The sequence below is a fragment of the Cyanobium sp. Aljojuca 7A6 genome, assembly GCF_024346455.1.
Classification (GTDB): domain Bacteria; phylum Cyanobacteriota; class Cyanobacteriia; order PCC-6307; family Cyanobiaceae; genus Cyanobium.
Genome location: NZ_JAGQCY010000013.1, coordinates 1 through 24,062, shown reverse-complemented (window position 1 = coordinate 24,062; position 24,062 = coordinate 1). Strand labels below are relative to the sequence as shown.

At 66.9% G+C, this 24,062-nt stretch carries 28 protein-coding genes and 1 pseudogene; 11 read left to right on the top strand and 18 right to left on the bottom strand.

Going from position 1 to position 24,062, the window contains the following annotated elements; genetic code table 11:
• Positions 1-84: 84 nt before the first annotated feature.
• The gene (locus KBY95_RS11830) at positions 85-909 is read right to left on the bottom strand and encodes a hypothetical protein (protein ID WP_254965210.1); all 825 of its coding nucleotides are present in this window, start codon (positions 907-909) and stop codon (positions 85-87) included.
• Positions 910-1,248: 339 nt separating this feature from the next.
• Here KBY95_RS11830 and crtD point away from each other — a divergent pair, with 339 nt between their 5' ends.
• Positions 1,249-2,808, top strand: coding sequence for a C-3',4' desaturase CrtD (crtD, locus tag KBY95_RS11825; protein ID WP_254965209.1), 1,560 nt, complete (start codon positions 1,249-1,251; stop codon positions 2,806-2,808).
• A 16-nt stretch (positions 2,809-2,824) separates the two neighbouring features.
• On the opposite strand, the gene KBY95_RS11820 is transcribed toward crtD, so the two are convergent.
• Positions 2,825-3,760, bottom strand: a complete 936-nt coding sequence (locus KBY95_RS11820) for a phycobilisome rod-core linker polypeptide (RefSeq protein WP_254965208.1) — start codon at positions 3,758-3,760, stop codon at positions 2,825-2,827.
• An 879-nt stretch (positions 3,761-4,639) separates the two neighbouring features.
• A complete protein-coding gene (locus tag KBY95_RS11815) occupies positions 4,640-4,921 on the bottom strand; it encodes a hypothetical protein (protein ID WP_254965207.1) in 282 nt (93 codons plus the stop codon).
• Between the two features lie 86 nt (positions 4,922-5,007).
• Between KBY95_RS11815 and msrA the strand changes: the two genes are divergently transcribed.
• On the top strand, positions 5,008-5,709 hold the full coding sequence (msrA, locus tag KBY95_RS11810) for a peptide-methionine (S)-S-oxide reductase MsrA (protein ID WP_254965206.1): 702 nt from the start codon (positions 5,008-5,010) through the stop codon (positions 5,707-5,709).
• A gap of 11 nt (positions 5,710-5,720) precedes the next feature.
• Here the strand turns inward: msrA and KBY95_RS11805 are convergent, their stop codons facing one another.
• From KBY95_RS11805 to KBY95_RS11780, 7 genes and pseudogenes are all read right to left on the bottom strand, one after another.
• Entirely contained in the window at positions 5,721-6,335 is a 615-nt protein-coding gene (locus KBY95_RS11805) for a PCC domain-containing protein (RefSeq protein WP_254965318.1), read from the bottom strand.
• A 23-nt stretch (positions 6,336-6,358) separates the two neighbouring features.
• Entirely contained in the window at positions 6,359-6,928 is a 570-nt protein-coding gene (locus KBY95_RS11800) for a hypothetical protein (protein ID WP_254965205.1), read from the bottom strand.
• Positions 6,921-9,110: a mechanosensitive ion channel family protein gene (locus KBY95_RS16415; protein WP_254965204.1), complete on the bottom strand. Its 2,190-nt coding sequence runs from the start codon at positions 9,108-9,110 to the stop codon at positions 6,921-6,923. The genes KBY95_RS11800 and KBY95_RS16415 overlap by 8 nt, the downstream gene beginning before the upstream one ends.
• A gap of 35 nt (positions 9,111-9,145) precedes the next feature.
• Complete coding sequence (locus KBY95_RS11790) at positions 9,146-9,949, bottom strand: ABC transporter ATP-binding protein (RefSeq protein WP_254965203.1); 804 nt, start codon at positions 9,947-9,949, stop codon at positions 9,146-9,148.
• Positions 9,946-10,869 (bottom strand): 30S ribosomal protein S6--L-glutamate ligase, encoded by a 924-nt coding sequence (gene rimK / locus KBY95_RS11785; protein WP_396095018.1) that lies wholly within the window; start codon positions 10,867-10,869, stop codon positions 9,946-9,948. Before rimK ends, KBY95_RS11790 begins: the two co-directional genes overlap by 4 nt.
• Before the next feature lie 90 nt (positions 10,870-10,959).
• A pseudogene (locus KBY95_RS16505) lies at positions 10,960-11,361 on the bottom strand (ATP-dependent zinc protease); the annotation flags it as partial.
• Positions 11,362-11,450: 89 nt separating this feature from the next.
• A complete protein-coding gene (locus tag KBY95_RS11780; RefSeq protein WP_254965201.1) occupies positions 11,451-12,464 on the bottom strand; it encodes a glycosyltransferase family 2 protein in 1,014 nt (337 codons plus the stop codon).
• 106 nt (positions 12,465-12,570) lie between these two features.
• Between KBY95_RS11780 and KBY95_RS11775 the strand changes: the two genes are divergently transcribed.
• A complete protein-coding gene (locus KBY95_RS11775; protein ID WP_254965200.1) occupies positions 12,571-12,960 on the top strand; it encodes a hypothetical protein in 390 nt (129 codons plus the stop codon).
• On the opposite strand, the gene KBY95_RS11770 is transcribed toward KBY95_RS11775, so the two are convergent.
• Positions 12,927-13,448 (bottom strand): hypothetical protein, encoded by a 522-nt coding sequence (locus KBY95_RS11770; RefSeq protein ID WP_254965199.1) that lies wholly within the window; start codon positions 13,446-13,448, stop codon positions 12,927-12,929. The genes KBY95_RS11775 and KBY95_RS11770 overlap by 34 nt on opposite strands.
• Before the next feature lie 83 nt (positions 13,449-13,531).
• Here KBY95_RS11770 and KBY95_RS11765 point away from each other — a divergent pair, with 83 nt between their 5' ends.
• From KBY95_RS11765 to KBY95_RS11755, 3 genes are all read left to right on the top strand, one after another.
• Positions 13,532-14,641 carry a DUF389 domain-containing protein gene (locus KBY95_RS11765; protein WP_254965198.1) on the top strand — a complete coding sequence of 370 codons (1,110 nt, stop codon included), beginning with the start codon at positions 13,532-13,534 and terminating at the stop codon, positions 14,639-14,641.
• A 112-nt stretch (positions 14,642-14,753) separates the two neighbouring features.
• A complete protein-coding gene (gene pstS, locus KBY95_RS11760; protein WP_254965197.1) occupies positions 14,754-15,785 on the top strand; it encodes a phosphate ABC transporter substrate-binding protein PstS in 1,032 nt (343 codons plus the stop codon).
• Between the two features lie 65 nt (positions 15,786-15,850).
• Entirely contained in the window at positions 15,851-16,621 is a 771-nt protein-coding gene (locus tag KBY95_RS11755; protein ID WP_254965196.1) for a hypothetical protein, read from the top strand.
• Between the two features lie 43 nt (positions 16,622-16,664).
• On the opposite strand, the gene KBY95_RS11750 is transcribed toward KBY95_RS11755, so the two are convergent.
• A complete protein-coding gene (locus tag KBY95_RS11750; RefSeq protein ID WP_254965195.1) occupies positions 16,665-17,405 on the bottom strand; it encodes a sulfite exporter TauE/SafE family protein in 741 nt (246 codons plus the stop codon).
• 44 nt (positions 17,406-17,449) lie between these two features.
• On the opposite strand from KBY95_RS11750, the gene KBY95_RS11745 reads away from it, so the two are divergent.
• Both KBY95_RS11745 and KBY95_RS11740 read left to right on the top strand, forming a co-directional pair.
• Entirely contained in the window at positions 17,450-18,400 is a 951-nt protein-coding gene (locus tag KBY95_RS11745; RefSeq protein ID WP_254965194.1) for a DnaJ C-terminal domain-containing protein, read from the top strand.
• Positions 18,393-18,704, top strand: a complete 312-nt coding sequence (locus KBY95_RS11740; protein WP_254965191.1) for a chaperone modulator CbpM — start codon at positions 18,393-18,395, stop codon at positions 18,702-18,704. The genes KBY95_RS11745 and KBY95_RS11740 overlap by 8 nt, the downstream gene beginning before the upstream one ends.
• 13 nt (positions 18,705-18,717) lie before the next feature.
• Here KBY95_RS11740 and KBY95_RS11735 read toward each other — a convergent pair whose 3' ends face one another.
• Entirely contained in the window at positions 18,718-18,978 is a 261-nt protein-coding gene (locus tag KBY95_RS11735) for a hypothetical protein (RefSeq protein WP_254965190.1), read from the bottom strand.
• Between the two features lie 107 nt (positions 18,979-19,085).
• Here KBY95_RS11735 and KBY95_RS11730 point away from each other — a divergent pair, with 107 nt between their 5' ends.
• Both KBY95_RS11730 and KBY95_RS11725 read left to right on the top strand, forming a co-directional pair.
• The gene (locus KBY95_RS11730; protein ID WP_254965188.1) at positions 19,086-19,316 is read left to right on the top strand and encodes a hypothetical protein; all 231 of its coding nucleotides are present in this window, start codon (positions 19,086-19,088) and stop codon (positions 19,314-19,316) included.
• Positions 19,313-19,732 (top strand): PIN domain nuclease, encoded by a 420-nt coding sequence (locus KBY95_RS11725; RefSeq protein WP_254965187.1) that lies wholly within the window; start codon positions 19,313-19,315, stop codon positions 19,730-19,732. The genes KBY95_RS11730 and KBY95_RS11725 overlap by 4 nt, the downstream gene beginning before the upstream one ends.
• Here KBY95_RS11725 and KBY95_RS11720 read toward each other — a convergent pair.
• A complete protein-coding gene (locus KBY95_RS11720; RefSeq protein ID WP_254965186.1) occupies positions 19,711-20,079 on the bottom strand; it encodes a hypothetical protein in 369 nt (122 codons plus the stop codon). The genes KBY95_RS11725 and KBY95_RS11720 overlap by 22 nt on opposite strands.
• A gap of 11 nt (positions 20,080-20,090) precedes the next feature.
• Here KBY95_RS11720 and KBY95_RS11715 point away from each other — a divergent pair, with 11 nt between their 5' ends.
• Positions 20,091-20,750 carry an alpha/beta family hydrolase gene (locus KBY95_RS11715; RefSeq protein ID WP_254965185.1) on the top strand — a complete coding sequence of 220 codons (660 nt, stop codon included), beginning with the start codon at positions 20,091-20,093 and terminating at the stop codon, positions 20,748-20,750.
• A 114-nt stretch (positions 20,751-20,864) separates the two neighbouring features.
• On the opposite strand, the gene KBY95_RS11710 is transcribed toward KBY95_RS11715, so the two are convergent.
• From KBY95_RS11710 to KBY95_RS11695, 4 genes are all read right to left on the bottom strand, one after another.
• Positions 20,865-21,344: a hypothetical protein gene (locus KBY95_RS11710; RefSeq protein ID WP_254965184.1), complete on the bottom strand. Its 480-nt coding sequence runs from the start codon at positions 21,342-21,344 to the stop codon at positions 20,865-20,867.
• Positions 21,344-21,853, bottom strand: a complete 510-nt coding sequence (locus KBY95_RS11705) for a hypothetical protein (protein ID WP_254965183.1) — start codon at positions 21,851-21,853, stop codon at positions 21,344-21,346. The genes KBY95_RS11710 and KBY95_RS11705 overlap by 1 nt, the downstream gene beginning before the upstream one ends.
• Positions 21,854-21,986: 133 nt before the next feature.
• Positions 21,987-23,141: an ATP-binding protein gene (locus KBY95_RS11700; RefSeq protein WP_254965182.1), complete on the bottom strand. Its 1,155-nt coding sequence runs from the start codon at positions 23,139-23,141 to the stop codon at positions 21,987-21,989.
• 114 nt (positions 23,142-23,255) lie between these two features.
• Positions 23,256-23,783, bottom strand: a complete 528-nt coding sequence (locus KBY95_RS11695; protein ID WP_254965181.1) for a DUF4236 domain-containing protein — start codon at positions 23,781-23,783, stop codon at positions 23,256-23,258.
• Positions 23,784-24,062: the final 279 nt, after the last annotated feature.

The window sequence follows — 24,062 nt, the reverse complement described above, 5'->3', positions numbered from 1 at the left end:
GCGGCCCCGCTCGGCCCTTTGAGAGGAGCCTGTAAAAAATCCCTGCCTGACGGCAAGGACGCAGAGGCGATGGCGGGACAGGCTTCAGAGCGCTGGGGCGGGCTTCCTGATCCGGGCCCTGAGCTTGCGGCTGAACCCGAAGGCAGCAGCCGCGCCAAGGACGGGGAGAGGTCCGGGGACGGAGTCCGGCGGAACTTGCGCTGCCCTCTGGATGAAGGAGTTGTTGACAACGGAAATGACCGTTTGCCCATGGGCAAAGAACACATCCTCAATCTCGAGCGTCGAAACTCCAGGGGCGAACAGGTAACTGGACGGGGGGATACCGTTGACGGCCACCAGAGAAGTGAAACCACCAGCCCAACGGACCGTCTTGGTCACGGTGCAACCGCCCAATTCGGCAAACGCACAACCAGCCCCAAGACCAACGGCCTGAAATTCAAAAGCCCGAGGATCTGTGATAGCAATCGTGTATGCGATGGATCCCGATTGAGCTGGTGGATCGATCGTGGTTCCAAAATCGTAGATGGGTCCGGCTGCACCGAATCGGATCTCAGTCTCTGCACCAACGCCACTGCAGAGGATGTTGGAGATGATCTTGTCCCCCAACGTCAGATCTGCGGCGATGCCACAGGTCGTAGTGGTGGCTGCGCTGGCAGAGCCGGCCGACAACGCAGAAGCGAAGACCGTTGCAACGGCTGCTCCGAACAACGACTTGGAAAGGAATTGACAAGAGGAGGCCTTATCCAGAAGGCCGAGTGCGGAGGAAGAAAGTGACATTTTCATGGATTTTACTGGGATTTCTTGACGCCAATGAAGTGCTGCAGTTCTCTTCATATTTTTCAGACATTTCGCTTGACCATTGCCTTCCTGCACAAGGGCTGCAAGACCATTCACACGCTGTGCGACCAAGGCATCACTGTGATGCGTGAGGCTGATTGAGTCCAGCAGGTTTGCAGCAGCATGACACTCTCAGCCAAACGAAACTTCTCACAAAGTCACATTTGGGATACAGAGAAAGCAGCCTTTAGTCGGTTACTGACTTCTCCCCAATGCGTGGAACCTGACCACTCTGATATGTCATTTCCCGCTCAGATTCATCGGCTGCACATCTGCCTCAGAACTACCTCAAGGTCTCTTGCGATGCGTCGTCCAGCCTGAGCACCAGGTCCTCCGTCCTGTCGACAAGGCCTGGAACCGCGGCACTGGAATCAAGCCTGCCAGCATCAACGCACCAATCTCGGTGCTGCGTTGACCTCCAGCAACAGGCCCAAACCAGATGTGGTGGTGGTGGGCGCCGGCATCGCTGGCCTCACGGCGGCCGCACTGCTGGCGAAGCAGGGGCTCAATGTGGAGCTGTTGGAGGCCCATCGCCAGAGCGGCGGCTGCGCCGGCACATTCCGGCGCGGGCCCTACGTGTTCGACGTGGGGGCTACCCAGGTGGCGGGCCTGGAGCAGGGAGACGGCACCCCCGTCGGCATCCACGCCCGGTTGTTCCGCCATCTGGGGGTGGCGCCGCCGGCGGCCGTGCCGCTGGATCCCGGCTGCGTGGTGGACCTGGGTGATGGACGCGAGCCGGTGTCGATCTGGCGCGACCCGGAGCGCTGGCGCCAGGAACGGCTGAGACAGTTCCCCGGCAGTGAACGCTTCTGGGCCCTCTGCGACGCGGTGCACCGGGCCAACTGGGCCTTCGCTTCGCAAGATCCGGTGCTGCCGCCGCGCAGCTGGTGGGATCTGGGCCAACTGCTGGGAGCGGTGGGACCAGGGACGCTGGCCAGCGGTCTGCTGACCACCGCCACGGTGGCCGACCTGTTGCGGATCTGCGGCTGCGCCGCCGACGCCAGGCTGCGGCGCTTCCTGGATCTGCAGCTGAAGCTCTACTCCCAGGAGCCCGCCAATCGCACGGCCGCGCTGTACGGGGCCACAGTGCTGGCGATGGTGCAGGAGCCGCTGGGTCTCTGGCACCTGGAGGGCTCGATGCAGGCCCTCAGCGACAGCCTTGAGCAGGCCGTGGCCCTGCACAGCGGTCGGCTGCGGCTGCGACACCGCGTCGAACAGCTGCGGCCTCCCGCCCAGGCGGACGCGCTCTGGCAGATCACGGGCCGGCGCCCATCGGTTCGCCCTGGCGATCCCGGGGCGACAGAAGCGGACTTCAATCTGACGGCCGCTGAGGTGGTGGTGACCCTGCCCCCCCAGACCCTGCCGGCCCTGCTCGGGGACGGCCTGCCAGCCGGCTACCGCCGGCGGCTCGAGACCCTGCACGAACCCAGTGGGGCCTTGGTGTTCTACGGGGCCGTCGAGCGGGACAAGCTGCCGACGGGCTGCCCCAGCCATCTGCAGCTGGCGGCCCCTGAACCGGGCTCCCTGTTCGTCTCGGTGAGCCAGGACGGCGATGGCCGGGCCCCCGCCGGGCGGGCCACGGTGATCGCCAGTGTGTTCACCCCGGCCCGGCCCTGGTTCGGTGGGGAGGAGGCCGACTATCAGGCCCGCAAGCAGCAGGCGATGGCCGCGATCCAGGAGGGCCTGCAGCAACTGCTGGGGGTGGGGCCTGCCGACTGGCTGCATGGAGAACTGGCCACCCCCCGGGGCTTTTCCGGCTGGACCGGCCGGCCCTGGGGGTATGTGGGCGGCCTGGGCCAGCACCCCAGCCGTTTCGGGCCTTTCGGCCTGGCCAGCCGCACTCCCCTGGCGGGCCTGTGGCTGTGCGGGGATGCCATCCACCCCGGCGAGGGCACCGCCGGGGTGAGCCTCTCGGCCCTGATGGTCTGCCGCCAGTTGCTGGCCCTGAGGGGGGTGGACCTGCGGCCCTGACCCCCCGGGCTCTGAATCAGTTGACGCTGACCCGCACCACCCGGCCACCGAGACGCTGCGCCCGCTGCAGGGCCTCGTTCATGCGGCTGTAGGGCACCCGCATCACATAGGCACCGCTGCGCACCACCGCGTTGTTCACCAGCCCGGTGGCCGTGATGGTGGCCACCCGACCACTGGATGTGCTGGTGCTGCGCACCCCCGCCGACACCACCAGGGCCTCTGCACGGTGGCCACGGGAGGTATCGGTGAGCTGGCCGCTCCGGGAAACCGGACCATCGACACTGGTGCCCCCCTGGACCAGGTTGGCCTGGAAGAAGGATTCACCGCTGAATCGGGGACTCTTGACCGACACCGTTACGGCCCGATCCTGGTGCAGGGCCCGGCCGAGCTTGAAGCGGGTGCCGGCGCTGTCTCCCTTGACCGAGGCGGCCGCTCCACCGGCCAGCTGCATCAGCCAGGAAAACTGCTGACCCTGGTGACCAGCTGAATAGTCCCAGCCGTGGAGATAGGGCACCACATCGGAGCCGAAGCGCTCCTGATATTCGTGACTGTCGATGTAGGAATCGATTTCGGCGTCGTAGCCCTGCTCCTGCAGGATCGTGAAGTGGTGCAGCATCTCGGCCTTGTTGTGGGGTGCCCGGCCGAGGAGATGTTTGTGGTTGAGCTCGATGAAGCGGTAAGGATTGCAGGATTCAAAGAAACGAGCGCGATAGAGCCCGCTTCTGGCCAGGGTGCGGACGAATTCCTGCACGGTGAGGTAGCCGTTTCGGAAGAGAGATTCGGCACCGACAAGGCGTTCATTCTGCATCACATACTGCTGGCCGAGCACCTGCTGATACACCAGCCGGATGATGCCATCACGATCCTGCGGCGACGCCTTCGACCAGTTCTCCTTGTTGCGATCATCCGCGAAACGCTCGATGCCAAGGGAAGGGGCTTGGACCAGGGCCATGGTGAAAACAACGCAAAGGGCAGAGAGAAGAACATCGCCATGGGCAGGGGAGGTGGCGGCTTCCAACGGCAACCGGTGCAGGCGCACGACAGAAAAGTTTTCTCCGGAAGGCCCGCCCATCGACGATGTCAAGCCGCGAGTCTTACCCGATTCGGAGCGAAGAAACCAAGATCGTTACAGCGCTAAGCGCCTGGTGAAGGATCCATACATTCCTTCACCACGAAGAATTGAGAAAAGAGAAGAAAACGCTCAGGAGGCCAGCCTTCCGTTGGTGCCGGCGAGGCGATTCCGCTGGCGAAGGGGGCGCTGGACAGCTCCACGGACCAGACTGGGGCTGGGAAGGTTCGGCAGCTGTGGAGAAGGGCCTGGACCGGTGGCGTCCTGACAGAGGCTTTCCCAGACGGTCTCAAGGGCAGCCAACTCGTCGGCCGGAGACCAGCCCAGCCCAGCCGAGCCTGCTTCAGCAGGACGCACCTGAGACCGTTGGGGCTGGAGGCCCTGAAGCCTGGACGGGGACTGACGCCTGGGCTGGGGAAGCTCAATCAATTTTTCAGCTCCCAACAATCTGGTGACCACTTTTAAGCCATCCCGCCGCCGCGTCCAGGGGCGAGGCAACACATGCTGACGGAAGAAATCATGAAGACGGTGCCATCGTGGACATAAGGGGCTCTGGGGAACAGCCAAGACTCCCCAGACCTGACGCCGGGGATGGGTGTGGTTGAGGCTCCAGTGCAGGCGATAATCAAGCTGTGAATGCAGACGGTAGTGAGTCCTGACTGTTATCAGCAACCTGACAAGTCAGGCCCGCTCAATGTGATTAGAACTGACGAATGGTCCCGATCATGCAGGAGCAAAAGCACCCAACCAAGCCTCAAGCCTCTATTCGTCACTCGGCAGCAACACCAGCGTGTGCAGCCGGTCGGTGCCAAGGTCATGGGTGAGGATCCAGACCTGCAGGCCCTGGCCGAGATCGAAGACGCTGCGCAGGGAGCCCTGCTGGCGATAGGCGGCGATGGTGTTGTCGCGGGCATCGCGGGCATCGACCACCCCCCAGTCGCCGCGGCGGTGGCGGGCCACCAGACGCTGCAGGGTTTCGCCATCCACCCACTCGCGCACTTCGGGACTCACGTCCACCGGGCCGATGGCGAGGCGGGCTGCCATGGAGGTTCCATCTCTTGGATTGACCTTACGGGGGAATCCGCCGGGGGCCCTGGCCGGTAGTTCCTGCAGCACCCGCTTCCCCTCCGATGCGACTGTCGCCACGCCTCACCACAGCCGCCGCCCTCTCGGCGTTGGCTGCCGGCCTGCTGGCGTTGCCGCTGATCGCGGCGGGCCTTCTGCCCCGCCATGGAGGCTCCAGCGCCGCAGCCGCCAGCCTGCCCGATCCGGACACCGGGCTCACCCTGGCGGCCGGCCCACGCGCCACGGCGGTGCTGGCCGGGGGTTGCTTCTGGGGCATGGAGGCGGTGTTCGAGCACGTCAAAGGCGTCACCGAGGTGGTGAACGGCTACACCGGCGGCAATCCGGCCACCGCCGCCTACGAGCGGGTGAGTGGCGGCGACACCGGCCACGCCGAGGGCATCCGCATCACCTACGACCCGGCCCGGGTGAGCTACGGCCAGCTGCTGAAGGTCTTCTTCTCCGTCGCCCACGACCCCACCGAGCTGAACCGCCAGGGTCCGGACGTGGGCTCCCAGTACCGCTCGGCGATCTTCCCCACCGACCCGGAGCAGCGCCGGGTGGCTGCGGCCTACATCAGCCAGCTGAACCGCTCCGGCGCCCTGCCCCGGCCGATCGCCACGACGGTGGAGGAGTGGCGTGGCTTCACCCCCGCCGAGGCCTACCACCAGAACTTCGTCGCCCGCAACCCGACCCACCCCTACGTCGTGATCCATGACCAACCCAAGGTGGCCCAGCTAAAGGCGCAGTTTCCGGAGCTGGCCCGCTAGGCGGCGGGCCCTCAGCGCAGATGGTCGAGGGCGCCCCGGCCGTGCAGATCGGCCAGGGCGTCGTAGCCGCCGATGGGCTGGCCATCGATGAACACCTGGGGCATCGAACCGCTGCCGCTGCGTTCGGCGACCTGCTGACGGACGTGCGCGTCGTCGGCCAGCTGCACCCGATGGGGGATGCCGAGGGTGCGCAGCATGCGCAGGGCCCGGGCCGAAAAGGGGCAGCCGCTGAGCACGGCGATCTCCACCCGTGGTTGGGCGGGGCTGGCCGCCGCGGCAGCTGGCTCCTGGGCTGCGGCCGTGGGCAGGAAGCCCACCAGCAGGTCGGCGCCCCTGAGCACCAGGCTGCCGTGCTCGAGGTGGCCGCCCCAGACCTGGCACTCGCCATCGGACAGGCTCAGGTGCAGGTGCACCCCCTGGGGCGCCACCGTGCCCTGCAGGGTGATGATCTCCAGGTGCCCCTGAAGCAAGGTGGGCTCGGCCTGGCCGGGGCACTGGAAGGCTGCCTGGGAGAGGTCGCCCACCACCCCGAGCACGAACCCGGAGGCGCCGGCCTGGGTCCCCAGCTGCTCGAGGCTGGCTCGCAGATCACTGCCCGCTCCGAGATGCAACGGCAGGGGATGCATGGCGGGATCGGGCATCAAGGGGGTCAAGGTAAGTCCCGAGCGTCCGGCGCCAGCGGCCCGAACCGGCAGCGCAGCAGCGCCAGGGCCTCATCGGGCAGGCCCAGGAACCGGTCGAGAAAGGGATCACCACTGGGGGCGATGGTGGCCACCCCCACCAGCTGTGCCAGGCCATCGCCATCGAGGGGCTGGCCCATGGCCTGGTGGCGGCGACCCCGCACAGGGCCAGTGCTGAGCATGGTGTCGACGATCAGATCCGGTGCCCGATAGAGCGAGCCGATGGCGAAACGGAAGCGGGCGCAGAACCGCAGCGCCATCGCGCCGGTGGCGCCATCGAGGCTGCCGTCGAATCGTTGGGGGTGGATCGTGATCACCAGCCCCGGGGGCAACGGCAGGCCCAGGAACCGGGTGGTGCGCCAGTGGAGCGGGGGGATGTTCAAAGCATCGGGGTCGAAGAGGAGCCGCTGCGAACCGGTGCTGTCCCCCTCGCTGAGCCGCCCCACACCGCCGCCGCCACGGGCGTCGTAGCGAAAGCGGGGATAGGCACCGATCACCAGACCGCAGGCCGCCAGGGTCTGGAGCGCCAGTTCAGCCATCGCGCTGGACCTCCGCCTGGGTGGGGTAGGGGATCTCGATAGCTTCCGCGGCGAACAGGGCCAGCAGGGCCCGGTTGAGGCGGGCCACCTCATCCTTGAACGCCGCGTAGGTGGGCTGGGAGGAGCGGTAGTCGTAGGTGAAGTCGTAGCTGAAGTCGCTGATGGCCAGGAGGCGACAGGCCCGGAAGGTGGCCAGGGGTTCGGCTTCGAACAGGGAGGCGATCAGGTCCGGGATGCGTTGCAGTTGCTCCTGGGTGGTGTCGTAGGCCACGCCGATCACCATGCGGGAGCGGATCACCTGATCCAGGAGCTGCCGCAACCGCAGCAGGATCGCTTCCCGCAGGGTGAGGTAATCGGTCCAGCTGGGGGCATGAATCTGGCCGCAACAGCGCAGCAGCAACTCCCCATCCCCAGGGGCCTGGTCGAGGAACACCTGGGCGGCGGACAGACCCGGCAGCTCGGTGAGGTGCAGGCGGCCGTAATGCACCAGGTCGTCCAGCTGGTCGGGGGTGAGCTCGGCCGGCAGGGGCAGGTGCAGCTCGAAGACATGCTGCACCGCATCATGCGCCTGATCCGAGCGCAGGGAATAGTTGACGATCGTCTCCTCATCGACGACCGAATTGGGGATCGTGACGCGACTTTCATGGGTCTGCAGCTCCAGGGAGCGCAGGCCGATCTTGGTGACATAGCCCAGATTGCTGCCGATGCGGCAGAACTCCCCCACCCGCAGCGGACGGTCGGTCTGGATCGACAGACCGGCGAACAGGTTGCCCAGCAGCTTGGAAGCCCCGAGGCCGATGGCCAGGCCGGGCACGGCGGAGAAGGCCAGCACGGTGGAGCCTGGCAGGCCCAGCAGGATCAGCAGCCGGTACATCAGGGAGATGCCGATGATGGCCCCCAGCACCCGACACACGGGCATCACCAGATTGCTGACACGGCTCAATTGCAGGGCATTGCGGCGGCCCCGCAGGATCGTGACCCATTCCGCCAGGCTGCGGCCGAGGGCCTCCATCAGGAAGAAGCTGAATAATCCCGCCCAGCAGAAATAGAGCGTGTAGAGCAGGTACATCAGCACCTGCAGGGGCAGGCCGGTGACGTTGACGTAGTGGTCCAGCAGCAGTTCCACCAGCCGGGTGATGGGCAGGGCCACCACCGCCAGCAGCACCCGGTGCCAGGCGATGTTGTCGAGTTTCCAGACCTCCAGGGGTGTGAGCTGCTGCCTGGCGGCCTTTTTGGTCATCCGATAGGTGGCCAGAAGGGCCAGCACCAGCCGGAACTGAACCAAGGCGAAGGCCGCTATCACCACCAGCCCCACCACGATCTGGAACAGGGTCTGGTCCCAGAGATGGGCTTCCAGCACCTGTTGCCGGAAGCCCCGGGGCAGCATCAGGTACCACTTGGGCGGCAGGAGGTAGCCGGGCCTGAGGCTGAAGGCGTCGTAGATCGCCGGCGTCAGCAACGTGGAGCGGCTGTCGGATGGCCTCAGCTGATCCTTGATCTCCTCATAGAGGCTGGGGATCTGGGCCACTGTGTAGGCAGAGAACAGAAAGCCGCGATCGCGCCCTCCTTCCGTCCCCACATCCGTCAGGGTGATGGAGGTGCCAGGGATGGTCCAGCTGGCACTCGGATTCACCCGCCCCTCGTTCAAGGCCTTCATCCCGGCCGCATCAGGAATCTCGAAAGGCTTGCGGCTGTGGGTGAAGACGTAATCGAGAATCACCTTGAGCTTGAGGGCATACTCATCGGCGAAATCCGCCCGGATGCTCTGGGGGATCTCCGACACATCCAGGGCTTTCACCGCCTCATCGAAATAGCTGGTGATGAGCTCCAGTTCGCTCTGCACCGCGCTCGACCAGAACAGCCCGGGTGTCGCCATGGCCTTGGCTTCAATCCGCGTGATGTCGCGGTTCACCTGGGCCATCACCACATAGAAGTTGAGCAGGGTCGCCCGCGGACTGTCCCCCACCACCTGGTTGAGGGGAGCATCGATCCATTGCTGCTGCAGTTCCAGCAGCTGGCCGTGGAACGGCTGGCTCTCCAGGGGCACATAGGACGGCCGGCCCGTGGCGGAGGCGGGGGGAGCGGCCGCCGGCGCAGCCCAGAGCGCCGCCGTGGAGAGACCCATCAGCGGCAGCAGACAGGCGATCAGGAAGGCCAGCAGCAGACGGATCGGACGGGGCACCCGGAAGCCACGGCACATGTCCGAATGATGACGGCTCAAGCCGCCGGCAGCACCTGGCGATAGCCGTTCGCCTCGCACACCCGCAGCGGGGTGGCGAACAGGGCGCTGAGGGGGGCGTCCTGCAGCAAGGCGTCGCTGGGGCCGTCGCCCACCACTTTCCCCTCACGCAGCAGCACGCAACGGCGGATCTCGGGCAGGATCGCCTCGATCTGGTGGGTCACCAGCAGCAGGGTGGTGCCGGCGCGGGCCAGATCGCGCAGGATCGCCAGCAGCTGGTGTCTGGCCTTCAGGTCGAGGCCGTTGGTGGGTTCATCCAGCACCAGCACTTCGGGGCCATGCACCAGGGCCCGGGCCAGGAGCAGGCGCCGCCGCTGGCCCTCGGAGAGCTGGCCGTAGGGGCGCTCCGCCAGATCGGCCAGCCCCAGCTGCTCCATCAGCGCCACCACGCGCTCCCGCTGGGCCGTGCTGGCCACCTGGCTGCGGCCGATGCCCACGGAACCGAAGAAGCCCGAGAGCACCACGTCCTCGGCGGGAACACGGCCGACGTAGGCGGCGTTCAGGTCCTGGGACACCAGGCCGATGCGGCCGCGAAGCTGCCAGAGATTCACCGTTTCGCTGCCGAAGATCCGCAGGGAGGACCCGGGCTTCACCACGGGGTAGAGCTCACGGCTGAGCAGCTTCACCAGCGAGCTCTTGCCCGAGCCGTTGGGGCCGAGCACCACCGTGTGCTCGCCGCGGTGCAGCCGCAGGGAGAGATCCTCGAAGACGCGGCGGGGGCCGAGCCAGGCCTCAACGGCCTGCAGCTCCAGGTAGGGAATGGCACCCGCAGCTTCGATCACGACCTCACGTCGACGGCGGCCTCCTGGGCCGCCGGACGGCCCCAGCCGAGCTTGCGCTCCAGCTTCTGGATCATCTTGCCGGCCAGATCCAGACCGGTGGCCGCTTCGATCCCCTCAAGCCCGGGGCTGGAGTTCACCTCCAGCAGCAGGGGCCCGCGGTGGGAGCGGAGGATGTCGACGCCGGCCACATCAAGCCCGAGGGCCTTGCAGGCCTTGATCGCCATCTGCTTTTCGGGGGCATCGAGCTGAACCATCCGGGCCGTTCCCCCCTGGTGCAGGTTGGCCCGGAACTCCCCCTCGGCAGCCCGGCGTTCGATGGCGGCCACCACCTTGCCGCCGACCACGAAGCAGCGCAGATCCGTGCCCCCGGCCTCCTTGATGAACTCCTGCACCAGCAGGTTGGCGTCGAGACTCTGGAGCGCATTGATGACACTTTCCGCCGCCTTCTGGGTTTCAGCCAGCACGACGCCCTTGCCCTGGGCCCCCTCCAGCAGCTTCACGATCAGGGGGGCGCCGCCCACCATGCGGATCAGGTCCACGGTGTCGAGGGGGGAATCGGCGAATCCGGTGACGGGGGTGTTGAGCCCGGCGCGGACGAACTCCTGGGAGGCGAAGAGCTTGTCGCGGGAGACGGTGATCGCCTGGGCGCTGTTGAGGGACGGCACCCCCATCGATTCGAACTGCCGCGTGACGGCGCAGCCGTAGAAGGTGACGCTGGGGCGGATGCGCGGGATGACGGCGTCCACCGTGCCGAGCACGTCGCCGCCGCGGTAGTGAACTTCGGGGTTGCGGGGATCCAGGCGGATGTAGCACTGCCGGATGTTGAGGAACTGCATGTGATGGCCCCGTTCCTCGCCGGCCTCGATCAGGCGGCGGTTGCTGTAAAGATCAGGGTTGCTGGCCAGCAGCACGATCCGCAGGCCGTCGTCACGCTTGCGGACATGGGAATAGAGGGCCCGGCTCTCCTCGGCGCTGAGGCTGCGCAGGTGGTGGCTGCCCTCCGGGTCCACCAGGATCCGGCCCACCATGGCCTGGCGGCCAAGCAGCATCCGGTAGCCCATGGCATCCCGGTTGGCGAGGGTCAGCTCCACGTCCCAGCTCTGCTCCCCCAGCACCAGGCGCTCCCGGATCACGTAGCGGCTCTCCGGGACGCCGCTGGTGTTGCGCACCTCCCGCTTGGCCACCACGGGGGCCTCATGGCGCACCACCACGACCCGATCGCCCTGGAGCGGGTGCACCTCGAAGCTCACCCAGGGCTTCCCATCGCGGTCGAAGGGAACGATGTTGGTGGCATGGAGGGCGGAGGTGGCCGCACCGGAATCGACCCGCGCCTTGATCGCCGGCAGCCCGGCGTCCGGGAAGCTGCACCACTCCTCGCTGCCCACAATGATCTTGCCGTCGAAGCTGTCCATGGATCCGGCTCGGGTGGCGTAGGGCGAGCCCACGAACCGCCATGCTCGCCACTCGCCAGGCCGTTGTCGACAGGAGGCCGAGGGAGAGTTCAGCGATCGCGGACCAGATCTGGGGAAAGCTGACGGCGGAGATGATCAAATTTCTCCCGCATGTCAAGGGTTGTGCTGTAGTCGCCGAACAGAAGGTTGAGCGCCGGCATTTTCTTTGATCCCGTGGAACAGGAATAGCGGTGCTGGAACACAAATCGCGGCCAGTGCTTGACCACGGGCGACGTGGGGTCCAGGTTGTGTTTATCCACCATGTACTCAACGCTTCTTCTCACCCACTCGGTGGACCAACGCAGAGAGAAGAACGGCATATCGGAGGGGAGCAGCTGCTCGGGGGAAGGGGGGATGTAACTCACCTTGCTGGCAGGTTCGAAAAACATGGAGCCGCCGTTACTGGAGACGGAAATTGAGAAATCTGTCTCTTCTGCCATGCTCAGCAGCTTTTCGTCGAGGGGTCCGTTATGGGCGAAGAAGTCTTTCCGAACCAGGACACAATGGAATTCGTTTAATTCGGTGGGTCCAGCCACCAGGGGCTTGTTCACCTTGACCAGGGGCAGATGGTTCCAAGGCCGCCGCTCGGTCAGCCAGCGACGGCCCTGGCCCATGGACCTCCAGAGGAGCTCGCCGCCGGCATGATGAACAACGCTGAAGGCTTCGTCTTCAAACGTGAGGGGGCAGACGGCGGTGCAGCCATGTTGTTGCGCGCAGGCGACCAGAGCCTGAAGCCAGCCCCGGCTGGCGATCACATCATTATCAACGAAGACCAGATATTCTGTTTTGATGAAGGGAAGTGCAAGGTTGCGGGCGGCATTGGGCGAGAGATAGTGGTCGGAGCGAATCAGCTGAAAGTTCTTTGCTACGGATTGCTCCTGAAGCGCGCTGGCAATATCTGGCGGAGAGTTCCCATCAATGTAAATCAGCTCGAAAGGCTCATCGGTGTTCCGAAAAATGGAATCGAGCGATGCAAGGGCGTAGCTGAAGCGTTCGCGTGGGACGACCACCACGGTGACGTTGGCCTGAGTCATAACCATCGGTAAGTTGCGCCATTTTTGCACCAGATCGCCGGAGGTTGTCGGGTCACGTCACCCCGAAGCCTCCTCAAGCACCGGCGCAGGCCCCCTGCCGATCCTGCAGGCTGGGGACTCTTTGCAGGCGATGGTCATGGCGGATGCTCCCTATCTGTTGGCGCTGGCCTTGCTGGAACAGGAGGGGACGCGAGCCCTGCCGTTGAATGGCAAGTCGGTGCCCCCAGCGGCGGCTGAAGCGACGGATCCAGGCGACGACGGCCGCACCCTGGTGCTGGAACTGCTGCTACGCCTCTGGCAGCGCAGCGAGGCCGGCGCCCTGCGACGGGCCGCCGGGGAACCCAGCCTGCTGCTGGTGGAGCTGCCCCTGGAGGCGCTGCAGGAGCAGTTGCCCCGTCTCAAGGCCCGCTGGGTCGGCGGAGGAAGGACCGCCGACTTCCATGCCGAGCTGGACGCCCTGGCGATCCGGGGCTGGAGTGTGTCGATCGCCCGCTATGAGCCGGTGCGTTTCAGTCCCTGGCCCTGAGGCGCGCTCACGGGCGGCGCGGGGATTGGTGGGGCAGTTGGTGAAACGCAAAGCTCGTCCACAACGCGGAAGTAGGACACCGGGTCCCGGCGGGCCATGACCCGGGCCTCGGCCTCCCGCTGCCAGCGTTCACCGCCGTAGAGCCGGGCCAGGTCTTGCTGGTCGCGGCGGCTCAGGCCCCGGCGCAATTCGTCCGCGCCCAGCAGCGGCGTCCCCCGCAGACACCGCGACTGCACCGCGTGCCACCCCTCATGCAGCAGCGTGTCGTTGAGGTTGCCACGGGGGCAGACGACGATCCGCCGGCTCTCACGCAGGTAGAGCCCGTACAGACCGCGCTCGACGCACCGGGGGTGGCTGCCCAGCACACGGAAGCCCCGCTGCTCGAAGGCGTCCACCAGCCGCTGGTACGACCAGGTCTCCGCCCGGGCGGCGAGGGGTACGAGGGCCGCCAGCACCAAGCTCGCCACCGCAGGATTCAGCCGTGCCATGGAGACGGTGATGGGCTGGGCAGAGTCTTGAAGGTATCCCCGAGAAGCAGCAGGCTGAGTGACCTGTTACCAGCACTCCGGCCATGAACTCCCCCACCACCATCTCCGAAGAGGGACGGCTTGTCGCGCTGAGGCATGAGTTCGAGCACGACGCCACGTTCAACCAGGTGTTCGTGGTGCTCACCGTGGGGGCCACCTTGATCGCCACCCTGGGCCTGCTGGCCAACAGCCCTGGGGTGGTGATCGGCGCCATGGTGGTGGCCCCCTGGATCATGCCGCTGCAGGCGATGGCCTTCGAGATCCTGCGGGGGCGGCTGCCGATGTTCCTGCGGGCTCTGCGCACCTTGATGCTGGGGGTGGCGATCTGCGTGCTGCTGGCGATGGCGGTGGGCCATCTGGTGGCCTTCTCCAGCTTCGGCAGCGAGGTGATGAACCGCACCAGTCCCAACCTGCTGGATCTGGGGGTGGCGCTGGTGGCCGGAGCCGTGGCGATGTACGCCAAGCTGCGCAAGGAGGCCATCTCGGCCCTGGCCGGTCTGGCCATCGCCGTGGCCCTGGTGCCGCCGATGTGCGTGGTGGGGATCCTGCTGGCCTCCTCGTTCTGGGCGCAGGCCTACGGAGCGCTGCTGCTGTTCGCCACCAACCTGCTGGGGATCATGGTGGGGGCGATGGCGGCCCTGGGGATTCTTGAGAAGGTGTACCGCCGCCGGCTGTTCCGCAGCCGGCTGGGCCTCACCAGCGTGGCCCTCACCGCCTTGCTGGTGATCCCCCTGGGCAGCAGTTTCTTCGCCCTGGTGAGCCGATCCCAGCGGGAAACCCAGGCCCAGAAGCTGGAGTCGGTGATCGAGCAACGGCTGCGCAGCAGCACGATCACCCTCGGTGGCGATCCCGCCATCGATCTGGTGGGCATTTCCATCAACTGGCAGCAGAACCCGCCGCTGATCCGGGCCCGGGTGCGGGTGACCGATCCGGCCCTGCCCACGGCCTGGCAGGTGGCCAGCGTGCAGGAGTTCATCAACACAAGCCAGGCTCCCTTGCGCTTCCGGCTGGTGGTGCAACGCACCGCCGTGGACCTGATCGGACCGGACACCCCACCCAATCCCCCCGAGCTGGAGGTGCTGCCGCTGCCGCCCCCGCCCCTGCCGCCCCTGCCGCGTGAGCAGGACGAGGAGGACGAGGACGTGACGCCTTAGCAGGGGCACCTCAGGCCATCTCGCTGTCGCTTTCGGCACCTCTGCGCCATGTCTTAACCAAAAGCCCCCTCAACGTCGGGTTAGATGAACCCATATAGAGGTTGTGAATCCCTTGTCCCTTCCCCCCCAGCTGACCATTGCCCATCTGCGTCGAGCGTCCCTGCCGGTTGGGCTGGTCGCCCTGACGCTCAGCATCAGCGCCTGCGGCGGTGGTCGCCGGCTGCCGTCGCTCAACGGCGCCGGAGCCTCCTTCCCCGCTCCGGCCTACCAACGCTGGGCGGCCGACTACAAGGCCGACAAGGGCTACCTGGTGAACTACCAGTCGGTGGGTTCCGGGCAGGGCGTGCGCTCGTTCCTGGCCGGCTCGGTTGATTTCGGCGCCACCGACGAACAGCTCAGCGACGCGAATTTCAAAGAGGGCATGGCCGGCCAGAGAGGCGCCGTGCAGATCCCGATGCTGGGCGGCACGATCAGCCCGGCCTACAACAATCCCGACTGCCCCGATCTCAAGCTGACCCAGACCCAGCTGGCCGACATCTTCCTCGGCAAGATCACCAACTGGAGCGCCCTGGGCTGTCCGTCCAAGAAGATCACGGTGGCGCACCGCTCCGATGGCTCCGGCACCACCTTCAACTTCACCAATTCCCTCGCCTGCTTCTCGCCGGAATGGAAGAAGAGGGTGGGCGTTGGTAAGGCGGTGCAGTGGCCTGTGGGGCTGGGCGCCAGGGGGAACGAAGGCGTGGCCGGTCTGATCCAGAACACCCCCGGCTCGCTCGGCTACGTGAACCAGGCCTTCCTGCGGGGCGCCGTGAAGCCGGCGGCCGTGCAGAACAAAGACGGGCAGTTCGTGCTGGCCGATTCCAAGACGGGAGCGGCGGCGCTGAACAACATCACCCTCGATGAGCGCCTGGGTGGGGAAGACTGCAACCCCGCAGGAGCCGAAAGCTTCCCGATCGTGGCCTTCACCTGGATCCTGGCCTACCAGGGCGGGCAGGGGGAGGAAAAGGCCGAAGCGATGCGCACCTTCCTGCTCTGGGCACTGGAGGAAGGTCCCCAGCAGCAGGCCGCCGAACTGGGCTTCGTTCCCCTCACCGGCAACGTGCTCAAGCGGGCCCGCGAAGAGGTGGCCAAGATCAAGGGCTGATCCAGCCGCCAGCGTGAACGCCCAGACTGCCAGCGGTTCGCCCCGCGTCGATGTACTCCAGTGCCATGCCTCAGCTGAGGCGCGTCTGGTTCTTCGGCCGGGTGTGCCTGGTTCTGCTGGGGATTGAAGCCTGCAGGGTTCTGGTGCACCGGCAGCACTGGGAGGTGCTGACCCCCAATCCCCTCTTCTCGGCCCTGGTGGCCTCCGAGGTGTTTCTGCTGGGCTTCCTGCTCAATGGGGTTCTGACCGATTACAAGGAAGGGGAGAAGCTCCCCGGTGAGCTGGCCGCTGCCCTGGAGTGCATCGCCCTGGAGGTGAAAGGCCTGCCGTTGCTGCAGCCGGATGCCGAGGTGAAGGGGAGCCTGGCGCTGCTGGCGGGTTTCAGCGGAGCCCTCCTGGCCTGGATGCAGGAGGCCGGGCCGACCCTGGCGCTGCTGGAGCGGCTCAACGAACTGCAGTTAGCGATTGAGCAGCTCGGCTGCCTGTATCCGGCACCGCTGCAGGCCCGCCTGCTGCTCGAGCTGGCCCAGATCCGCCGAGGGGTGCAGCGCATCGACGTGATTCGCAGCACCACGTTCGTGCCCTCTGTCTATGGGATGGCCTACATCGGAACTGGGGTTCTCACCATCGGGCTTGTGTTTTCCCGGATTGAGCCCTTCGCCGAATCCCTCTTTTTCATCGGCGTGATCTGCTTCCTGCTGATCAAGCTGCTGCTGCTGATCACTGATCTCGATAACCCTTTCGGGGCCGCCCAGGCGCTGTCGGTGGAGAACGTCTCGTTGCGGCCCGTCGCCGATGCCGTGCAGCGGCTGCAGCGCGTGGCGGAGGCCGGCTGAGGCACCCCTGGCAGGCCGAGCTGGCTGCACCAGGGCAGCCGCTTCAGGCGCCGACGCTGAGCAGTTTCCAGGCGGCGATCAGCAGCACCACCGCCAGCAGCCGGCGGATCCAGGGCGACGGGAAGCGCCGGCTGCCCCCGTAGGCCCCCAAGGTGCCGCCGATCAGCACCACCACCAGCAGCGGTGCGAGAGCCCCAGGATCCGGCAGGGCGGTGAGGCCTTGGCGCAGCACCAGGCCGGCCAGGCCGGCGATCGAGTTGACCAGGATGAAGGCCACCGAGACGGCGGCGGCCTGTTTCGGCAGCAGCCAGGAGCGAAGGATCATCCAGGGGGTCAGGAAGATACCGCCCCCGGTGCCGGTGAGCCCGGCCAGCAGCCCCAGGGTGGCGCCGGTGAGGGCCACGACCCGGCGGCGCGGCACGCGCATCGCCTCCGGATCGCTCGGCGTCCTATGGGCGGCCAGCCGCCAGGCGGAGAACAGCAACACCACCCCGATCAGCTGGCGCAGCAGAACGGCCGGCAGGGTGATGGTGCCGCCGACCAGGGCCGCGGGCACCGACACCAGGGCCAGCGGCACAAAGACATCCCGGCGGAAGTGGCCGGCGGAGACGAACTGCAGCGTGCCGACGCTCGCCACCAGCACGTTGAGCACCAGGGCGATCGCGCGGATCTCCGGGGCCGGCAGACCCGCCAGGGCCAGCACGGCGATGTAGCCGGAGGCACCGGCGTGGCCCACCGAGGCATAGAGAAAGGCCACCGCCGCCAGGGCGATCAGCAGGGGCATAGGAGGATGGCCGCGGATCTCGGGAGCCGGGCGGGGATGCTGGGATGAAGTTCAAGGACTACTACGCCAGCCTGGGAGTTGAGCGCGACGCCACGGGCGAGGAGATCAAAAAGGCCTACCGAAAACTGGCGCGCCAGTATCACCCCGACGTCGCCAAACAGGAGGGGGCCGAGGAGCGATTCAAGGAGATCAGCGAGGCCTATCAGACCCTTTCTGATCAGGAAAAGCGCCAGGCCTATGACGACCTCGGCCGCCACGGCCCGGGCGAGGAGTTCCACCCCTCCCCGGAATGGGAGACCCGCTTCTCACGCGGCGGCGGCCAGCAGGAGGTCGACCTGGCCGATCTGTTCGAGCGGATGGGTTTTGCCACCGGCGGCGGATCCAGGCGCCAGGCGGCCGATTTCCCGATCCGCGGCCAGGACGTGGAGGTGGCCACCGAACTCAGCCTGGAGCAGGCGGCCCGCGGCACCGAGGTGTCGTTCTCGCTCAGCGTCCCCGCCCTGCGGGCCGATGGCCGGGTCGAGACGCAGACCCGCAGCGGCCGCATCCGGGTCCCCCGCGGCGTGGTGGAAGGGGAGCGGCTGCGGGTGCCGGGCAAGGGGGGCGACGGCATCGCCGGCGGTGCCCCCGGCGATCTCTATCTGGAGGTGCGGCTGGCGCCCCATCCCCGCTTCAAGGCCGTGGGCCACGACCTCTACCTGGAGCTGCCGATCGCCCCCTGGGAGGCGGCCCTGGGGGCCGACATCACCGTGCCCAGCCTCGATGGGCCTGTGGCGGTGAGCCTCAAGCCAGGGATGCGCAGCGGCCAGAAGCTGCGGCTGGCCGGCAAGGGCCTGCCCCACCGGCGCGACGGGGCGGGCGATCTCTACGGTGTGATTCAGATCATGCTGCCCGAGCGGATCGGTGAGCGGGAGCAGGCGCTCTACCGCGAACTCGCCGAAGCTTCCTCCTTCAGCCCCCGCCACCACCTCGAAGGACCCACGACCGATGGATGACGACCTGCTGATTCCCGACGACAACGAAGGGTGCACCGTGGCCCTCGAGGAACTGCTGGCCGCCTCCGGGCTGGGCCACGAGGAGGTGATCGAACTGGTGCAGTTCGGGGTCTTCCGCTGCGCCCAGCACGCGCCGGTGTGGACCTTCCACGTCCATACGCTGAGCCTGGCCTGCCGCGCCGCCCGCCTCCGCGACGACTTCGGCCTCAACGTCTCCGGGATGGCCCTGGCCCTCACCTACCTGGAGCGCATCGAGGCCCTCGAGGGGCGGCTGCGGGAGCTGGAATCGCAGTTGCCGCGGTGAGTGGTGGGTCGGGCTACAGCCCCACCTTGCGGCGGCCCCAGGCCATGCCCGCCGCGTAACCGATCGCCGGCAGCAGCAACCCGAGGTTCAGGGGGATCTGCACCACCAGGGCGATACCCACCAGCCAGGGCAGCAGCAGCAGGCTGCCGAAGGCCAGCTGGCTGAAGCGGGAGCGGCGCGCCAGGCGGCCTGAGCCCTGCACCAGGCGGGGCACGCCCTTGCCCAGGCCATAGCCCAGCAGCACGGTCAGAACGGTGAGCAGGATCGCGCCCATGGCAGGAAGGCAGGCTCTTGGATTCTGGTGCGCCAGCCAGCCGCTGGGGCCACAGCCGGCCAGGTCTGCCATGCTGGCCGAGAGTCTGACGCGGGGGCGCTCAAAGCATGAAAGTCACCGTCGAGCTCTCAGACAAAGAGATGGGCGAAATCCTTGCGTTCACCGGTGAGCGCAAGAAAGGTCCTGCCATCCGCCGGCTGATGGAGGAGGCCCTGCAGCAGCGGCGGCGCTCCGACGTGGCCCAGCGCTTCCTCAGCGGCGAATGGGGCGTGGAGCTGGAGAGCTTCGAGTCCGACCAGGAGCGCGATCGCCGCCAGGCGCAGACGATCGATCCATGACGCTGCTGCTCGACACCAGCCTGTGGATCGACTTCACCCGGTCGCGCAGCCCGAGCCACCTGAAGCAGTTCATCGCCCCCTTTGTCCTCGACCCCCAGGCCCACCTGGCCGAGCCGGTGCGCTTTGAGGTGTTGCGTTCAGCCCGACCAGAAGAGGCCCGGCTGCTGGAGGCGCAGTTCGCCACCCTGCCCTCACTGCCCACGCCAGTGGCTCTCTGGCAGCAGGCGATCGGCCTGGGCCAGGCCTGCCGCCAGATTGGCCGCACGGTGCTGAGCCTTGATCTGCTCGTGGCCGCCGTGGCGCTGCACCATGACGCCGTGCTGGTGAGCTTCGATGCCGATTTCGATGCCATCGCCTCGGTGAGCGAGCTGCGTCTGAACCGCCTGGTACGCCCCTATTCGCAGACGGGCACGTAGGGCACCGCGAGCGTGGCGATCGCGCTCGAATTGGCAAAGGCACCGAGCACCTGCTGGCCGCCCCGGTTCACCGTGACGAACCGCCCGGCGATGGTCTCGTCGTAGACCGAGGTGGCGGTGAGTCCGGCGACGCCGAACGTCGTCCGCACCCCGGCCGAGAAGGCGAAGACCCGCAACGTACCCCGTTCGAACTGGGCCGTGCCGACGATGCCGGCCGGCGCCTTGGGCCCTTTGAGCCTGTAGACGACAGGCAGCGGCGGCCCGCCGAGCTCACAACCGATGCCCGAATCGGAGAGCCAGCCGGTGGCGACGGCTTCGGCTCGGCCCATGCCGATCCGGCGTGTCATGGTCTGACTGTATGGGCACCAGTTCCTCCCCCCGCCTGATCGACGGCGCCGACGACGCCCCGGCCACGGTGCTGCTGGCCCATGGGGCCGGGGCGCCGATGGACAGCCCGTTCATGGCGGCGATCGCCTGTGGACTGGCCGCGGCGGGCTGGCGGGTGGTGCGCTTCGAGTTCGGCTACATGGCCCGGATGCGGGAAACGGGCCGCCGCCAGGGGCCCGAGCGGATGCCGGTGCTGCAGGAGGCGTTCCGCCAGCAGGTGCGGCAGGAGACGAGCGAGAGCCCGCAGCGGCCGCTGTTCATCGGCGGCAAGTCGATGGGCGGGCGGGTGGCCAGCCTGCTGGTGGATGAGCTGGCCGCCAGCGATGGGGTGCGCGGCTGCCTGTGCCTGGGCTATCCCTTCCATCCGCCCGGCAAGCCGCTGCAGCTGCGCACCGAGCACCTGGCCGCCCTGCGCACACCCACCCTGATCCTGCAGGGGGAGCGGGACACGTTCGGGCGGCGGGAGGAGGTGGAGGGCTACAGCCTCTCGGCGGCGGTGCAGCTGGGCTGGATCCCCAGTGGGGACCACAGCTTCAAGCCCACGCGGAGTTCGGGGCTCAGCGAGGCGGAGAACTGGGCGACGGCGGTGGCTTGGAGTGATCGGTTTCTGCGGGGGGTGCTGGGGGGGTGAGCCTTTCGGCCAGGAAGAACGGTCTCCCGTCTCAGCTTGTTCGGCAGATCCTGATCTGCCCGATCGCTCGCCTTGGTCGTGGTGGTTGAGAACTGGGCTCTGTCTGCGCTGTCATCAGGGCTTATCTGACAGCAGCGTTTCGATCAAACCAATCACGCGTTCTTCCAGCTGATCGATACGCCGCATCAGCCGCGCTTCCAGTTGGCCAAGAGCTTCCTCACTGATGCCAACGTGGCCACCTCCCGATCGTGCCAGCGAGCGTGCAGGGACGGGCCAGGCGCCATTGGCGAACACGGAGCTCAGATGGTCCCAGGTTTTCTTCTTGGTGGGCGCTGGGCCCAGGGCGGCCTCCAGATGGGCATGGGCCGCTGCGGCCGTGCGGAAGCGGGCCTTGAGCGCTGCCGGATGGCATTGGTCCTTCGGCAGCAAGGGCTGGGGGGACTCACTCAATGCAGCGATGGCCTCCGCCGGTGCCATTTCCTCCACCAGCTGGCGAATCGCGGCGTTCTGTTGGCCCACGGTGCGGAACAGATCGGCGTCGCCCTTGGCCATGCGCGCCATCAGCTCGCCGAAGCGATCGCTCAGTTCCCCCATCAGCCCTCACTCCCTCCGCGCAGCAGCCGGCGCATGCGCTCGATCAGCCGTGTGATGCTGAAGATGCTCCAGTAGCCGGACTCCTCCTTGGCGGCATCGAGTTCTTGCAGCAGCCCATCGAGGGCCTGTTGTTTGTCTTCGAAGGCCTCCAGCTCCCGGTGCATGTCCTGGGCGATGCGGAGGGCCTCCGCCTTCTCCTGGCCCAGGGCCATCAATCGGCCCTCGTAGCTGCGCAGGGTCTCCAGAAAACGCTCGCGAGCCACCGTGAGCTCCCTGGAGCGGCGTTGCAGCTGGGCCCTCGAACGGGTGAGCGAGGCGTGGCTGTTGCGCATCGCCTGGTAGTGGTGCTCGATCTGCTCACGGCTCAGGGCGCTGAGATCGGCGGGGAAATCGCTGGTGGAGCGAATGCCCTTGCAGGCCAGCGCGGCTTGGGCTGGATCGGACGCCACCGGCATCGCTTCAGGATCTGGCAGGAGGAGGCTCAGCTCCCCTTGCTCGCTGTTGGTCATCGGATCAGTGACGCGACCACCAGCACAGCACCGGAGATGGAGGGAAGGCCACAGATCCATTCACATTTCTCAAACCGAGACGCCGATCTGGACGTCACGATCCAGACGGAACCCTGAGATCGATGTCCTGCCATCAGCGCCGCCGTTCCCGCCAGATCTCCTGCACCAGCGGATCGGCGACGCCGTACAGGCCGTGGCCCAGCCGCATCAGCAGGTTGTCGGCAAGAAGTTCGTTGACCACCGGCTGAATCTCCTCCACCCGTACCTCCCGGCCGATCGCAGCGGCATAGGCCGACGCGGCCTCCGCTGAGAACAGGCCCTTGGCAGGGCCCTCCTCCCGGGCCACCCGCTCGAAGATCGCCATGGCCAGCCCGCCCAGTTGTTCCACCTTCTGGAGCTCCAGGTCAGCGGCCGTGCCGCGCAGGGTGGCGGCAATCACGGGCAACAGCTGATCCGGCTCCAGCCCCGCGCCACTGCGGCTGCTGAACCTGAGTTGAGCCAGGGCCCGCAGAAACTCCTCAGGTCGATGGCCCAGGGTCTGAAACGCGTCCCAGGCCACCGGCTCCGACGGCAGCGACGCCCCATCCTCCTGGGCGAGACGCTGCAGCACATGGCGCACGTACTCCAGATCCAGCAAGGGGTAGGGCAGCGACGTGGCCCCGGTGAAGGCCTGATTGCGCCGGGCCGTCAGTTCACCCACCAGGGCCCTGTGGGAGCCGGTGCCGAGAAACAGAAAGTGCCCCGGCGTGCCTGGTCTGGGGTTGATGGCGTCCCGGGCGGCTTTGAGGGCCAGCAACAGTTGATGGCCCTCCTCGGTGGTGATGGCCTGTTGGACCTCATCCACGATCAGCACCACATCGCCCCTGGCCTGATCGACCACCTCTGTGAGGGCCTGAGCCAGGGTTGCCCCACCGGTTTCCCCCAGCAGCTCCAACTGGAACCCGAAACGAAAGCCCATCCCACCGAGATCCAGTCCCCTTAGCCGGCCCAACCGGGCCAGGGGCGTCGAAGCTGGCGTGACCAGATCCGTCAGCATCCGGCGAACGGCGGCATAGACCAGCGTCGCCGGGCTGACCTTGATGTCGCTCCATAGGTCCACGTAGATCACCACCGCCCCCTGGGCCTCCAGTTCGGGCACAAGATCCGTCAGGAGGAAGGTGGTTTTGCCCGTACGACGCAGCCCCGACAGGAACAGCCCCGACCGCAGGCCCTCGTCAAGGACGCCGGGATGGAGCAGACGGCCGGCCAACTCAGCGGCCAGCCGGGGACGGCGGAAGACGGCGGCCAAGGCTATGGAGGTTTATGGAAGGGAAATAATTATGGCCGAGCCATAAGTCTCTGTAAATGCCGCCGCATGCGGCGCAACAGCAGGATCACACGCCTGGAGGAGCACCCTGGCGACCTACGCCCTGAGCCAGCCCCGGGCCTTCGCCAGCCGCAGCACTTCCTGCACCGCCTCCACGCAGCGATGGGCCCGGCGTTTCACGTCGTCCTGGCTGCGGGCGCGGAGCAGGTAGGCCTGCAGCGCTTCCGGGGTTTCGATCACGGCCAGCAGCCCCTGGGTGCGAACGCCGATGGCGGGATCGGCCAGCAGGCGGGTGATCAGATTCAGGTCCCACAGCAGCTGGCCCTGGGAACCGGCAGCGAACAGCTTCTTTTGCAACAGGCCCAGGCACTCCTGCTGGAAGGCATCCAGCTGGCCGGGCCGCAGGCGGCGGCTGTTGGGCAGGCCCGCGGCGGGGCCGTGCTCGACGCTCCAGCTCAGACCGGATCCCGGCAGCCCCACGGTGCTGCGAGGGCCGCCGGCGCGGGCCACCGGGATGTTGAAGGACGCCCCGCGGCCACCCACCGAGATGGAGCTGAGGCCGCTGCTGGCGAAGTTGAAGCGCAGCGGGCCGAGGCGGGCGCTGCGGCGGAAGCGGAAGGGCATGGGGCAGACCCGCTCGGGTGCGAAGCGAGGAGTATGAGCTCGAGGCCTGCTGCAGTTGCACCCGCTGAACAAGTGAAACTGGCGTTTCCCCAATTTGCTTGATGACCGGCCAAACTGCACGCTAGAGATTTCAATAGCGTCCGTGTCCTTAGGGAAACTCTGGGCAACAAGGCTACGAACAGCGCCTTGGGCGGCAAATTGTTCGGCTTGAACCTGCACGACTGGTTGAGGCATGGACAGCCTGATTGGCTCCGCTTTTCGAGCTCCTTTCCCTCTCCT

Coding starts and splice junctions, on each gene's coding strand:
- KBY95_RS11800 (WP_254965205.1), bottom strand. CDS start 6,928: ATGGCTGAACTGGCGCTCCAGACCCTGGCGGCCTGCGGTCTGGTGATC.
- KBY95_RS11695 (WP_254965181.1), bottom strand. CDS start 23,783: ATGCCCTTCCGCTTCCGCCGCAGCGCCCGCCTCGGCCCGCTGCGCTTC.
- KBY95_RS11755 (WP_254965196.1), top strand. CDS start 15,851: ATGCCTCAGCTGAGGCGCGTCTGGTTCTTCGGCCGGGTGTGCCTGGTT.
- KBY95_RS11740 (WP_254965191.1), top strand. CDS start 18,393: ATGGATGACGACCTGCTGATTCCCGACGACAACGAAGGGTGCACCGTG.
- KBY95_RS11745 (WP_254965194.1), top strand. CDS start 17,450: ATGAAGTTCAAGGACTACTACGCCAGCCTGGGAGTTGAGCGCGACGCC.
- KBY95_RS11720 (WP_254965186.1), bottom strand. CDS start 20,079: ATGACACGCCGGATCGGCATGGGCCGAGCCGAAGCCGTCGCCACCGGC.
- KBY95_RS11705 (WP_254965183.1), bottom strand. CDS start 21,853: ATGACCAACAGCGAGCAAGGGGAGCTGAGCCTCCTCCTGCCAGATCCT.
- KBY95_RS11750 (WP_254965195.1), bottom strand. CDS start 17,405: ATGCCCCTGCTGATCGCCCTGGCGGCGGTGGCCTTTCTCTATGCCTCG.
- KBY95_RS11735 (WP_254965190.1), bottom strand. CDS start 18,978: ATGGGCGCGATCCTGCTCACCGTTCTGACCGTGCTGCTGGGCTATGGC.
- KBY95_RS11805 (WP_254965318.1), bottom strand. CDS start 6,335: ATGCATCCCCTGCCGTTGCATCTCGGAGCGGGCAGTGATCTGCGAGCC.
- KBY95_RS11710 (WP_254965184.1), bottom strand. CDS start 21,344: ATGGGGGAACTGAGCGATCGCTTCGGCGAGCTGATGGCGCGCATGGCC.
- KBY95_RS11820 (WP_254965208.1), bottom strand. CDS start 3,760: ATGGCCCTGGTCCAAGCCCCTTCCCTTGGCATCGAGCGTTTCGCGGAT.
- msrA (WP_254965206.1), top strand. CDS start 5,008: ATGCGACTGTCGCCACGCCTCACCACAGCCGCCGCCCTCTCGGCGTTG.
- KBY95_RS11815 (WP_254965207.1), bottom strand. CDS start 4,921: ATGGCAGCCCGCCTCGCCATCGGCCCGGTGGACGTGAGTCCCGAAGTG.
- KBY95_RS11765 (WP_254965198.1), top strand. CDS start 13,532: ATGAACTCCCCCACCACCATCTCCGAAGAGGGACGGCTTGTCGCGCTG.
- KBY95_RS11725 (WP_254965187.1), top strand. CDS start 19,313: ATGACGCTGCTGCTCGACACCAGCCTGTGGATCGACTTCACCCGGTCG.
- KBY95_RS11730 (WP_254965188.1), top strand. CDS start 19,086: ATGAAAGTCACCGTCGAGCTCTCAGACAAAGAGATGGGCGAAATCCTT.
- KBY95_RS11775 (WP_254965200.1), top strand. CDS start 12,571: ATGGCGGATGCTCCCTATCTGTTGGCGCTGGCCTTGCTGGAACAGGAG.
- KBY95_RS11770 (WP_254965199.1), bottom strand. CDS start 13,448: ATGGCACGGCTGAATCCTGCGGTGGCGAGCTTGGTGCTGGCGGCCCTC.
- KBY95_RS11715 (WP_254965185.1), top strand. CDS start 20,091: ATGGGCACCAGTTCCTCCCCCCGCCTGATCGACGGCGCCGACGACGCC.